The sequence below is a fragment of the Caviibacterium pharyngocola genome, assembly GCF_002795405.1.
GTDB lineage: Bacteria > Pseudomonadota > Gammaproteobacteria > Enterobacterales > Pasteurellaceae > Caviibacterium > Caviibacterium pharyngocola.
Genome location: NZ_PHGZ01000013.1, coordinates 244570 through 257007, shown reverse-complemented (window position 1 = coordinate 257007; position 12438 = coordinate 244570). Strand labels below are relative to the sequence as shown.

The 12438-nt window shown below is 42.4% G+C and carries 16 protein-coding genes and 2 tRNA genes; 10 read left to right on the top strand and 8 right to left on the bottom strand.

Going from position 1 to position 12438, the window contains the following annotated elements; genetic code table 11:
- Positions 1–23: 23 nt before the first annotated feature.
- The 6 genes from CVP04_RS06645 to serC all read right to left on the bottom strand — a co-directional run bounded on the left by CVP04_RS06645 (position 24) and on the right by serC (position 3703).
- On the bottom strand, positions 24–323 hold the full coding sequence (locus CVP04_RS06645; protein WP_100296723.1) for a nucleotidyltransferase family protein: 300 nt from the start codon (positions 321–323) through the stop codon (positions 24–26).
- Positions 320–721, bottom strand: a complete 402-nt coding sequence (locus CVP04_RS06640; RefSeq protein WP_100296722.1) for a nucleotidyltransferase substrate binding protein — start codon at positions 719–721, stop codon at positions 320–322. The genes CVP04_RS06645 and CVP04_RS06640 overlap by 4 nt, the downstream gene beginning before the upstream one ends.
- A 2-nt stretch (positions 722–723) precedes the next feature.
- Entirely contained in the window at positions 724–1818 is a 1095-nt protein-coding gene (gene hisC / locus CVP04_RS06635; protein WP_100296721.1) for a histidinol-phosphate transaminase, read from the bottom strand.
- 37 nt (positions 1819–1855) lie between these two features.
- On the bottom strand, positions 1856–2272 hold the full coding sequence (locus CVP04_RS06630; protein WP_100296720.1) for a type II toxin-antitoxin system VapC family toxin: 417 nt from the start codon (positions 2270–2272) through the stop codon (positions 1856–1858).
- On the bottom strand, positions 2272–2532 hold the full coding sequence (locus CVP04_RS06625; protein ID WP_100296719.1) for a type II toxin-antitoxin system Phd/YefM family antitoxin: 261 nt from the start codon (positions 2530–2532) through the stop codon (positions 2272–2274). Before CVP04_RS06625 ends, CVP04_RS06630 begins: the two co-directional genes overlap by 1 nt.
- 91 nt (positions 2533–2623) lie before the next feature.
- Entirely contained in the window at positions 2624–3703 is a 1080-nt protein-coding gene (gene serC / locus CVP04_RS06620) for a 3-phosphoserine/phosphohydroxythreonine transaminase (RefSeq protein WP_100296718.1), read from the bottom strand.
- 201 nt (positions 3704–3904) lie between these two features.
- Here serC and CVP04_RS06615 point away from each other — a divergent pair, with 201 nt between their 5' ends.
- From CVP04_RS06615 to manA, 6 genes are all read left to right on the top strand, one after another.
- On the top strand, positions 3905–4240 hold the full coding sequence (locus tag CVP04_RS06615; protein ID WP_100296717.1) for a DUF496 family protein: 336 nt from the start codon (positions 3905–3907) through the stop codon (positions 4238–4240).
- Between the two features lie 307 nt (positions 4241–4547).
- Positions 4548–5522, top strand: coding sequence for a PTS mannose transporter subunit IIAB (gene manX / locus CVP04_RS06610; RefSeq protein ID WP_100296716.1), 975 nt, complete (start codon positions 4548–4550; stop codon positions 5520–5522).
- 11 nt (positions 5523–5533) lie between these two features.
- Positions 5534–6334: a PTS mannose/fructose/sorbose transporter subunit IIC gene (locus CVP04_RS06605; RefSeq protein ID WP_100296715.1), complete on the top strand. Its 801-nt coding sequence runs from the start codon at positions 5534–5536 to the stop codon at positions 6332–6334.
- Positions 6335–6347: 13 nt separating this feature from the next.
- Positions 6348–7184 (top strand): PTS mannose transporter subunit IID, encoded by an 837-nt coding sequence (locus CVP04_RS06600; protein ID WP_100296714.1) that lies wholly within the window; start codon positions 6348–6350, stop codon positions 7182–7184.
- 69 nt (positions 7185–7253) lie between these two features.
- The gene (locus CVP04_RS06595; protein ID WP_100296713.1) at positions 7254–7709 is read left to right on the top strand and encodes a DUF986 family protein; all 456 of its coding nucleotides are present in this window, start codon (positions 7254–7256) and stop codon (positions 7707–7709) included.
- Positions 7710–7732: 23 nt separating this feature from the next.
- A complete protein-coding gene (manA, locus tag CVP04_RS06590; protein ID WP_100296712.1) occupies positions 7733–8935 on the top strand; it encodes a mannose-6-phosphate isomerase, class I in 1203 nt (400 codons plus the stop codon).
- 283 nt (positions 8936–9218) lie between these two features.
- On the opposite strand, the gene CVP04_RS06585 is transcribed toward manA, so the two are convergent.
- Entirely contained in the window at positions 9219–9425 is a 207-nt protein-coding gene (locus CVP04_RS06585) for a hypothetical protein (protein ID WP_100296711.1), read from the bottom strand.
- Positions 9426–9625: 200 nt separating this feature from the next.
- Entirely contained in the window at positions 9626–10096 is a 471-nt protein-coding gene (gene rnhA, locus CVP04_RS06580) for a ribonuclease HI (protein ID WP_100296846.1), read from the bottom strand.
- Between the two features lie 80 nt (positions 10097–10176).
- On the opposite strand from rnhA, the gene dnaQ reads away from it, so the two are divergent.
- The 4 genes from dnaQ to yedE all read left to right on the top strand — a co-directional run bounded on the left by dnaQ (position 10177) and on the right by yedE (position 12398).
- Positions 10177–10938, top strand: a complete 762-nt coding sequence (gene dnaQ / locus CVP04_RS06575; protein ID WP_100296710.1) for a DNA polymerase III subunit epsilon — start codon at positions 10177–10179, stop codon at positions 10936–10938.
- Positions 10939–11025: 87 nt separating this feature from the next.
- A tRNA-Asp gene (locus CVP04_RS06570) sits at positions 11026–11102 on the top strand.
- Between the two features lie 20 nt (positions 11103–11122).
- Positions 11123–11199 (top strand) — tRNA-Asp (locus CVP04_RS06565).
- A 137-nt stretch (positions 11200–11336) separates the two neighbouring features.
- Positions 11337–12398, top strand: a complete 1062-nt coding sequence (gene yedE, locus CVP04_RS06560) for a YedE family putative selenium transporter (RefSeq protein WP_100296709.1) — start codon at positions 11337–11339, stop codon at positions 12396–12398.
- Positions 12399–12438: the final 40 nt, after the last annotated feature.

Sequence of the window (12438 nt, the reverse complement as noted above, 5' to 3'; positions counted from 1 at the left end):
AATAAAGCGGAACTCACCGCTTGTTATTGAATAATAATGTATTGTTGTTGAATGATTTGTTTGAAATTATCGCTGGTTATCGCCCAATCAACAATATCGACTTTATAAGGTAAATCCGATTCCGAAAATGCTTCGACTAAATTAGCGTGTTCCAATAAGCTTAACGGCTTTTCAGTAATGATGGCTAAATCTAAATCGGAATAAGGTTTTTCTGTGCCTTTTACTCTAGAACCAAACGCCCAGACAGGTACATTTGGTACAAATGTTTGCAAAATAGCTTTAACGATTTCCAACTCTTCCGATTTTATTTTTAACGCATTCATTTTAATCTACTTGCTAATTGTTCTTGCAAAAATTGAGCTTCCGTAAGAAATGCAGGAATCCCCGCCACAACAGCAATCGCCGTTGCTTCGTCATAAGTGTGGCTAGTACGGCTTCGCATATCTCTATACTGCTTCCAATTTGTCCAGTTGCCTTGCAATAAGCCAAATTCATTACCTGTACGAATTAAGTCTTGAAAGGTCATTGTATCCAGCTCTTGCGGATTAGGCACAATACTTTCTAAGTAACGCTTCAGCATTTTATGGCTTAATTCATAAGTAAATTCAAAACGCTGAATTAAGCCATCGCGAATTTGCAAATCGGAAATATCGCTTTCATAGCGAATAAGCCCTTCTTCTAATCGAAATATAGCATTATTGAGCGGTGTAATATCAAGCATAACTAACCCAACACCTTCAAAAGCGCGGTGAAAAATTTATCATTTTCGTGCGGAAGACCAATACTCACACGCAGATGATTTGGCATTCCGTAGCCGGCGATTGGACGGACGATAACGCCTTCGCGCAATAATGCATCATAAATCGGTTGAGCCGGTCGTTTAAAGTTAATGGTGATAAAGTTACCTTTAGACGGGATATATTCCAATCCGTGCTGCTGGCAAAATGCTTCATAGCGTGCCATTTCTGTGCGGTTGTTTTCCGCCACTTTTGCTACAAAAGCATCATCTTTCATCACTGCTACGGCTGAAACCAACGCCAACACATTGCAGTTAAACGGCTGGCGAACACGGTTAAGCAGATCGGCAACTTCGGGATTTGATACCGCATAACCGATACGCAAGCCCGCCAATCCATAGGCTTTAGAAAGAGAACGAGAGATAATTAAATTAGGGTATTTTTGCAAAAGTTCGAACGAATCTAACCGCTCTTTTGCATCGGTAAATTCGGTATAAGCCTCATCAAGCACGACTAGAACACGTTCTGGCACTTGGTTTAAGAAATTATCCACTTCCGCTTCCGTTAAAAAATTCCCTGTCGGGTTGTTTGGATTGGCGATATAAATTAGCTTGGTTTTGTCGTTAATCGCCTTTAAGAAGCCGTCTAAATCGTGCCCCCAATCTTTGGCTGGAATTTCGCGTGCTACAGCGTTAATCGCTTTTGTTACCAACGGGTAAACAATAAAAGCGTATTGCGAGTAGATGATTTCATCTTTTTCGCCGGCAAAAGTGTGTGCGAAAAGCTCTAACAAATCGTTTGATCCGTTGCCGAGCGTGATTTGGTTTGGTTGCACGCCGAATTTTTGTGAAATCGCTTGTTTTAACTCAAAACCGTTCGCGTCAGGATAGCGAGTTAAGTTATCAAGCTGAGCTTGAATCGCTTTTTTCGCACTTTCTGGGAAACCAAATGGGTTTTCATTGGAGGCAAGTTTTACGATGTTGGTAATACCAAGCTCGCGTTCAAGTTCTTCAATCGGTTTGCCTGCTTGATATGGAGAAAGGGATTTTATGCCTTCGTTGGCGATATTGATGTATTGCATATTTTGTCCTTATCTGATCGCTTAAAAGCGGTAATTTTTATTGAAACGGATTAAATAATTTTACGCCTAAACGTTCGAAGTCAGCAGCATTTGGGGTAACTAATGTTAAATTATGCTGGATCGCGGTCGCGGCAATCCAAGCATCATTTTCAGGTGAACGATCAGGAATATGTAATTTGGCACAGATCTTTGCGGTTTCGGCGTCAATGGAGAAAATTTTGTTTTTGAAACTCGGTATTACCGTGATCTCAAACCAGTTTCTTAAACGTTTACCTTGTTCAATATCTCTACGTTCCATTGACAAAATACCCCGCTCTAATTCCATAAATACGACGAAATTCGTGTATATATCCTCTTTATTTATGCTCGCAAGCCAATCAACCACACCTTGATTGGCTTTTCCTAAAAGAATTTTGCGCGTTTCACTGATCACGTTCGTATCAAATAAATACATTAGAACTCCACTGGTCTGCGTTGCGCTTTGCTTCTCGGCGGAATTTCAAGTTCAATTTCGCCCACAAGCGGATCAGTTGGCGTTAACGCCTCTAACGCACTTTTAAATTCAGGTTTAGCTTTTTTACTGTTTTCGTATTCTTGATAACTCATCAACACAAAAGCCGGTTCACCTCGGTTAGTAATAATCACAGGTTCAATCATTGCCGATTTTTGGGCTTTGCTGAGATGTTGATTAAATTCACGGCTGGTTATAATCATAGCAACCTCCCAAGATTGTAGTGAAGTAACTACAATGTAAATCTTTTTCATCTTAAAAGCAAGAAAGGGCGGAATATTCCCGCCCTAAAGATTATTTATTTTCCGCTTCAAATTTTTGCATAAAGGCAATCAAGGCTTGCACGCCTTCGATCGGCATTGCATTGTAGATTGAAGCGCGCATTCCACCGAGCACCTTATGTCCTTTAAGGGCTTGTAAGCCGGCTGCCGTAGCTTCGGCGACAAATTTTGCATTAAGTTCGTCATCGCCGGTGGTGAATGTCACGTTCATTAAAGAGCGGTTGTTTTTTGCGACGTTATTTTGATAAAAGTCGCTTTGATCCAAATAGGCATAAAGCAAAGCCGCTTTTTCTCGGTTGCGTTTTGCCATTGCTGTCACACCACCGGTGGCAAGCAAGTGTTTGAACACGAGCGAACATAAATACCACGCGAAAGTCGGCGGGGTGTTGATCATCGAGTCGCTTTTACTTTGAACTTCATAGTTCCAAATGCTCGGCGTTTCTTTGCGCGCATTGCCGATTAAATCTTCGCGCACAATCACGATAGTAATACCCGCCGGCCCGAGATTTTTCTGTGCGCCGGCATAAATCACACCGAATTGATTCACATCGATTTCGCGAGAAAGAATATTGGACGACATATCCGCCACCAACACCGCATCGCCCACATTCGGTACGTCAAAAATTTCCACGCCGCTGATAGTTTCGTTCGGGCAGTAATGCACATAATCATATTGTTCGGCAACGTCGCTGAAATCCAAATTGCCGGTTTCCAATTTGCCGTCCTTGAGAATATTCACTTCTTCCACGTCGGTGAATAAACGCGCTTCTTTTGCGGCGGTGGACGACCAATGTCCGCTAGTGAGATATAAGGCTTTGCCCTTATTGTTCGCCAAATTCATCGGAAGCGCAGCGAATTGTCCGCGTGCACCACCTTGTAAAAATAAGATTTTGTAATTATCGGGAATATGATACAACTCGCGGAAGTCTTTATCCGCTTGCGTAATTAATTCCATAAAAAGTTTACCGCGGTGGCTCACTTCCATTACGGAGGTTTGCTGCTCTTGCCAATTCAATAACTCACGTTGAGCTTGTTCTAAAACCGCCTTCGGCATCATTGCCGGACCGGCGCTGAAATTAAATACGTTTGACATTTTTCACTTCCTGATTTTACTGAATATAAAGAAACTAATCGGTTAGTTTTATCACCTCAAGCTAAGGTAATCAACGAATTTTACGCGATTCCGGCATTTTTTTGATTTTATTCGGAAAAATACACTGAATACTTTGACGAAATCGGTAAAAAAGACTACATTAATCAAATCGTCGAGATTATTAGTTCGGAGTTAAAAATTATGGAAAACATCAACAAGCAATCCTTCCAAGACGTTTTAGAGTATGTGCGTATGTATCGTTTAAAAAACAGATTATTGCGGGATATGGACGATAACAATCGTAAAATCCGCGACAACCAAAAACGCGTATTGTTATTGGATAACTTAAATCAATATATCCGTGACGATATGAGTATCGAAGACGTTCGTGCAATTATTGAAAATATGCGCGATGACTATGAAACCCGCGTTGACGATTACACGATTCGTAATGCGGAATTATCTAAACAACGTCGTGAAATCAGTAGCAAAATGAAAGAACAGAAAAAAGCGCACGCAGAATTACTTAAAAAATAACGGTGTCGCGATAAGAACGAAGAAAGTGCGGTAGAAAATAAATTATTTTTCACCGCACTTTTTTTATCGGAATAAAGCGTATTCTGAGCAAAACACGAAATAAATAAAAAAATTGGAGTTTTATTTTTAAAATGATAAAAAATAAATATCACTCCAGCACTTATCTTCGTTGAATTTACACATAAACTTGATTTGAATCACAATTTCTTGATATTACCAAGCAAAATTCGTGACACAAATCACATTATATTGGAGTAAATTCCTTTATAATTCATCCTCACCATTGTTTATTAATTAAGGAGTTCGTATGACTATTGCGATCATCATCGCCACTCACGGGGTTGCGGCGGAACAACTGCTCAAAACCACGGAAATGTTGATTGGTGAGCAAGAAAACGTTGCCGTCATTGATTTTATTCCGGGTGAAAACGCGGAAACGATTATGGCGAAATACCAAGAAAAACTTGCAACAAGCTTATCTCATTGCGATGAAGTATTATTCTTAGTCGATACTTGGGGCGGCAGTCCGTTTAATGCGGCAAACCGCGTGTCGGAAGGTAAGGATAATATGGATATTGTGACCGGCGTGAATGTGCCTATGTTGGTGGAAACCTTTATGGCACGCGACGACGGCCCGAGTCTGCAAGAATTAGTAGCGATTGCGTTGGAAACCGGTCGTACCGGCGTGCGCGCATTAAAATATCAAGAACCGGAAGAAGCGCCTGCCGCACCTGTCGCTCAAGCGCAAGCCGCAGCGCAACCGTCCGTCGTGACGAATAAAGAAGGTCATCTTGTTATCGGTTTGGCGCGTATCGACGATCGCTTGATTCACGGTCAAGTAGCAACTCGTTGGACGAAAGAAAGTCGCGTAAGCCGTATTATTGTAGTGAACGACGACGTATCGAAAGACAGCGTGCGTTCCACAATGTTAAAAAGCGTAGCACCTCCGGGCGTGACTGCGCACGTTGTTGACGTGGATAAAATGATTCGCGTATATAACAACCCTGAATATGCGGACGAACGCGTGATGTTACTTTTCACCAATCCGACCGACGTACTCAAATTATTGAACGCCGGCGTGGAAATGAAATCAATCAACATCGGCGGTATCGCTTATAAAGAAGGCAAAAAAATGATCACTAGCGCCGTTGCCGTCGATGAACGCGATATTGAAGCATTTAAAGCGATCGATGCCCTCGGCGTAGAACTTGACGTGCGTAAAGTCTCAAATGATACCCGTCAATATATGATGGATTTATTAAAGAAAAATAATCTTATTTAAGGATTTTTATTATGGAAATTTCAACATTACAAGTCGTGCTTGTATTTATTGTCGCCTGTATTTCCGGTATGGGTTCTATTCTTGACGAGTTTCAAACTCACCGTCCGTTAATCGCTTGTACCTTAATCGGTCTGGTTTTGGGCGATATTAAAACCGGCATTATCGTCGGCGGTTCTTTGGAATTATTAGCCCTCGGTTGGATGAATATCGGTGCGGCATTGGCGCCGGATGCAGCGTTAGCCTCCGTGATTTCGACCATTTTGGTTATCGTCGGCGGACAAGAAATTACCACCGGTATCGCGATCGCCATTCCGCTTGCAGCAGCAGGTCAAGTATTAACTTATGTGGTGCGTGCGATTACCGTCGGTTTCCAACACGCGGCGGATAAATCCATTCAAGACGGTAATTTAAACCGTTTGGATTGGATCCACTGCAGCGCCTTATTATTACAAGCGATGCGTATCGCGATTCCAGCCCTTGTCGTTGCGTTGACAGCGGGAACCGACGTCGTGCAATCAATGTTAAACGCGATTCCTGAAGTGGTTACGACAGGTCTTAAAATCGCCGGCGGTATTATCGCCGTGGTCGGTTACGCAATGGTTATCAATATGATGCGCGCCGGTCACTTAATGCCGTTTTTCTATGCCGGTTTCGTTATCGCGGCGTTCACGGATTTCAACCTTGTCGCATTGGGCGTATTAGGCGCGATTATGGCGGCGATTTATATCCAAGTTCACCCTAAATACAATCAAAGCAAAGTGGTGCAAGTGGTTGCGCAAAGCAATAATGACCTTGATAACAGATTAGATTAATAGGAATAATAAGATGACAACAGAAATTAAAAAAGTCACGCAAAGTGATTTAAATGCAGTGGTTTTGCGTTCTAACCTTTTCCAAGGATCTTGGAACTTCGAACGGATGCAAGCCTTAGGTTTCGCTTATGCTATGGTGCCGGTCATCAAACGTTTATATCCGGATCCGAATTCGCAAGAACGTAAAGACGCGATTAAACGCCATTTGGAATTCTTCAATACACAACCTTTCGTTGCCGCGCCGGTCTTGGGCGTGACTATCGCAATGGAAGAAGAGCGTGCTAACGGTAAAGAAATCGACGATGCGGCAATCAATGGTATCAAAGTCGGTCTTATGGGCCCGTTGGCAGGTGTGGGCGACCCGATTTATTGGGGTACGGCACGTCCGGTTTTTGCCGCGTTGGGTGCGGGTCTTGCGCTTAGCGGAAGTATCTTAGGTCCGCTTCTATTCTTCGTATTATTTAACTTAGTGCGTTTGGCAACCCGTTATTACGGCGTGACTTACGGCTATAAAAAAGGCTTAAACGTCGTTCAAGATATGAGCGGCGGTTTATTACAAAAATTAACCGAAGGCGCATCGATTCTCGGTTTGTTCATTATGGGCGCACTGGTGCAAAAATGGACAAGTATCAACGTGCCGCTAGTAGTTTCCGTAATTGAAAAGCAAGACGGTACGGTCGAAACCACCACAGTACAAAGCATTTTAGACAGCTTAATGCCCGGCTTATTACCGCTTGTCTTTACCTTTGCTTGTATGTGGTTGTTGCGTAACCGTGTTAATGCGTTGATGATTATCGTCGGTATTTTCGTGATCGGTATTCTCGGCGCGTGGACAGGTATCCTTGCCTAAGCTATAATTCTCTTCATCTTCGGGTGGGCGCTTGCCCACCTTTTTTCGCTTAAATAATAGATATGAACTATGGTTGATACACTACTTCTTATCGGTATTGCTCTGTTTTTTCTTTATGCTTTTTATGATCAATTCGGAATGGACAAATTAAAAGGAAAAACAAAATTAAAAGTGCGGTTAAAAAAACGCGCAAAAATCGATGCGCTGATTTTTATCGGTTTAATCATTATTATCCTATATCAAACTTACGCCAATATTAGCCCGATTACGCTTTATTTATTGGCTACCGCGATTATTCTCAGTCTCTATATGGCGTTTATTCGCTCACCTGAACTCATTTTAAAAGAAACGGGATTTTTCTACGAAAATATTTTTATTCAATATGAAAAAATCGACGCGCTGAATCTTGCCGATAATCATATTTTAGTTATCGATCTCAAAAACGGAAAACGCTTGATCGCACCGCTACAAAATCCACAGGATCAAGAAAGCGTCGTGGCGTTTTTCGGCGGCTATAAAAAATAAAATAATTGATTTAGAGGAAAAAAATGAAACGAATTTATAAACTCAACGGCTGCTTACAGCATTATGTCTGGGGCGGTGAAGATTATCTGCCGGATTTACTCGGCATTGAAAAACAACCGAATCAACATTATGCGGAATGGTGGCTAGGCGCACACAGCTCCGCACCTTCAATGCTGGAAATCAATGATACGCAACAACCGTTAAATGCATTTTTAGCGCAAAATCCCACCGCACTTGGCGATGAAAGTCGCGCGGTTTTCGGCACGGAATTACCTTATTTGCTGAAAATTCTTGATGTCAAACAACCGCTTTCCATTCAGTTGCACCCGACAAAACAACAAGCGGAACAAGGTTTCGCCCGTGAAAATGCCGAAGGAATCGATTTAAAAGACAGCAAACGCACATATAAAGACAACAACCACAAACCGGAAATGATGATTGCGCTATCCGATTTCTGGCTATTGCACGGGTTTAAAGCCAAAGCGGATATTCTCGCCGATTTGCAAGCGCGCCCGTCGTTACATACCTTGGCGGAAAAATTACAAACCCAAGATCCGCACGCCTTTTACGCCGATATTATGCAAGCCGACCAAGCGCAACTTTCCGCGTGGTTAATGCCGATTGTCGAAGCAAATCAAGTGCGGTATAAAAATCAGCAATTATCCTTAAATAATCCGGATTATTGGGTGCTTTACACCTTGGACGCAATGCAAATTTCAGCGGAAAAATTGGATGCGGGATTAATTTGTTTTTATTTATTCAATATCGTCAACATTAAAGAAGGCAAAGGAATTTATCAAGACGCTGGTATTCCTCACGCCTATTTACGCGGGCAAAATATCGAATTGATGGCGTGTTCCGACAACGTTGTACGCGGCGGATTAACGCCGAAATATGTGGATATTCCGGAATTATTAAAAATCATCGATTGCCGCGAAATCGTGCCGGAAATTATTCCGTCCGCCGAAAATCGCAAAATCTTCACTTATCCGACGCCGGCAAAAGATTTCGCCTTAACCCATATTCAATATGAACCGGCGGAATCCGCGCAACTTCACGCCGCAAATGCGGAAATTTTATTGGTAATGGATGGCGAACTAAAAATTTCGACGAATTCCACCGCACTTTGCTTAAAACAAGGCGAATCGGCATTTATCTGCGCCGATACCGATTACCGAATCGAAGGCGCCCGCCAAGGTTATGCAGTGATTGCACGCTTGCCTTAATGTATTATGCGTGAAAAGAAAGGATGTTATTCAAATAACAATTTGATTTTACTAGGGCGGGCGCATTGTTCCGCTCCTACCGAATTTTACTTGTAAAGCGGATTTATGATCGATTTAACTTATTAAAATGGGAATATTTTATATGGAATGTTTGAAATACGTTCTATGGGAAAATTGCAAGCCTAGCGGAACGTCAATAGCGTTCAGTGCGTTCTTACATAATAAACAAAAATCCCGCCTAGAATTATAAATACGATTAATCCGATTGAAAGTGCCGACATAATTAATCTCCCACTAATAAGATTGAGTAAACTAAAGCAATTATCGTTGTCATAAACAGCAATACCAATTCTTCCGTTGTGATTTCTGCGTGCCCTGTCAAACCGGCAAAGAAACTCACGCAAGTGGTAACCGCCATTCCAACGAAAAAATTTGTCGAAACATCTTTTTGCTTACTATTCAAAAAAGGTTTTCGCTTTTTCTTTATCATAATAACATTTCCTATTTGAGCCGTATAAAAATTTAATCTTCCGAACCGAATTTCGGCGCTATGATTATTGTTACTGATTTCAAAAACTAAGACAAAAAATTACCGCTCTTTTTACGATCTTGATCGCAAAAATGAGAAATTCGGGCATAAAAACTAAGATAGTGTTTACTACAACCTACTTCTTTTTCTCGCATCAAGATTTATTTCGTTTCCGGTTGATAGCCGGTATCTTCTAAATTCGGACTTTCGGCGCCTTGTTTTGCCAGTTGATCGCAAATTTCATTTTCCGGATGTCCGCTATGCCCTTTTACCCAATGCCAGCAAATTTGATGTTTTTGCACCGCTTCATCAAGGCGAACCCATAGATCTTGGTTTTTCACCGGTTTGCCCGCACTGGTTTTCCACGCGTTTTTCTTCCAGTTAAAAATCCATTTGGTAATCCCGTCTTGCATATATTGGCTATCGCTGTACAACGCCACCGCACAAGGTTCTTTCAAGCAATTCAGCGCTTCAATCACCGCAAGTAATTCCATTCGGTTATTAGTGGTCAATTTATAGCCTTTGGAAAGCCGTTTTTCGTGCGATTTATAACGCAATACCGCGCCGATCCCACCCGCCCCCGGATTGCCCAAACAGGAGCCATCGGTAAAAATTTCAATCTGTTTTTGCATAATCAATGAATTAACGCTACTCATTTTCTTTAAATGAGGCGATAATACCTTAAAACCATTCGAATATATAGCAAAACAAAATGACTATCGAAATAAACACTAATCGCCAAATCATACTGGATACGGAAACCACAGGGATGAACCAGTTCGGCGCTCATTATGAAGGACATTGTATTATCGAAATCGGCGCGGTCGAAATGATTAACCGCCGTTACACGGGACGCAAATTGCACCTTTATATTAAACCGGATCGCGCCGTTGATCCCGATGCGATTAAAGTGCACGGCATTACGGATGAAATGTTGGCGGATAAACCGAGTTTCGCCGCCGTTGCGGATGAATTTATCGAGTTCATTAAAGGTGCCGAGCTGCTGATCCATAATGCGCCCTTCGACGTCGGTTTTATGGATTATGAATTCAGAAAACATCATATTAATGTGAAGACCGATGAAATCTGTTTAGTGACCGATACGTTACAAATGGCGCGGCAAATGTATCCCGGCAAGCGTAATAGCTTAGACGCACTGTGTGATCGTTTGCATATCGATAACAGTAAACGAACGTTGCACGGCGCGTTACTGGATGCGGAGATTTTAGGCGACGTTTATCTTGCGATGACCGGCGGGCAAACTAGTCTCTTTGATGACAGCGAACCTGAGATTATTCCACAAGAAATGTTTTCGAGCGTACAAAGTGCGGTGGTTATTTCGCAAGAATTAAAAGTGTTAAAACCCAGCGATGAAGAATGGCAAGCGCACCTTGATTATTTGAAATTAATTAATAAAAAAAGCAAAGATAATTGCCTGTGGGATAAACAACCCCAAGCGGAAACCGTGCATTAGCGTTCATTGATTAATCAACCGAACAATAATGCGGAAAAATCCCTTGACGAAGATAACATTCGCGATTATTATGCATTCCACCTGTGCGGAGTGGTAGTTCAGCTGGTTAGAATACCTGCCTGTCACGCAGGGGGTCGCGGGTTCGAGTCCCGTCCATTCCGCCAATTTTTAACTCCTTATTAACGGAGCGGTAGTTCAGCTGGTTAGAATACCTGCCTGTCACGCAGGGGGTCGCGGGTTCGAGTCCCGTCCGTTCCGCCAATTTTTTTGATAAAGTTCAAAGATTTGTTAGAAGCACCTTTTTTCGGTGCTTTTTTGTTTTATAATTCCTTCTGTTTTTTAGTTCTTAAAAACACTCACAATTTGTCTTTAATTCTTGATATCACAAAGGTCCGATTATGAAAATATTTACTTGGCCTGTGGTTGCAGGTGCTGCACTTGGTATCATTGCTCCACTTCTAACCTACAACGGCAATCCCGGCAATATGGGCTTCTGCGCAGCCTGTTTTTTACGCGACACTTCCGGTGCATTAGGCTTACATCGCGCAGCTCCTCTTCAATATATTCGACCCGAACTCATCGGTTTGGTTTTTGGTGCGTTAGTCAGCGCCTTATTTGCCAAAGAATTTAAACCGCGCGGTGGTTCTGCGCCGATTACGCGTATCGTGCTCGGTTTCTTTGCGATGATCGGTGCACTCACATTTTTAGGTTGCCCTTGGCGCGCCTATTTGCGCTTAGGCGGTGGAGACTTAACGGCAATCGCCGGTATCGTCGGATTATTTGTCGGTGTGTTGGGCGGGATCTTTTTTGTTAATCGCGGCTTTTCCCTCGGCAAATCTCGCGAACAAAGCACGGCTTCCGGTCTTGTTCCGATCCTTTTCACGCTGGTTCTTTTCCTCTTTTTAATTACAAAATTCAGCTTCGGTGAAAATCTTGCGATTTTCTTCTCAGAAAAAGGTCCGGCAGCACAACACGCCAATCTTTGGCTATCGCTTGGAGCGGGATTATTCCTCGGCGTGTTAATGCAAAAATCGCGTTTTTGTTCTATCGGCGCTTTTCGAAATGTCGTGTTATTCCGCGACTATCATTTATTAAACGGCGTCATCGCTTTGGTGGTATTTGCCGGATTAACCAATTTGGTGCTCGGACAATTCCACTTAGGCTTTGAAAAACAACCTATCGCCCATAACCAGTACCTATGGAATTTCTTAGGTATGGCATTGTGCGGACTTTGTTTTTCCTTGGGCGGAGGTTGTCCGGGCAAACAATTAGTTCACCTTGGCGAGGGAAATAACGATTCGGCGTTATTTATTTTAGGGATGTTACTCGGCGCAGCTGGTGCGCATAATTTCGCGTTGGCGGCATCCGGCAACGGTATTACGCAATTTACCCCTTATGCCTTAGCTTTAGGCTTTATTTTCTGTCTTTATATCGGTTTAACCAATAAATCGGCGCAATAACGCATTAGAGCGAATGAAATATAAAAAAATCCGAGGTTAT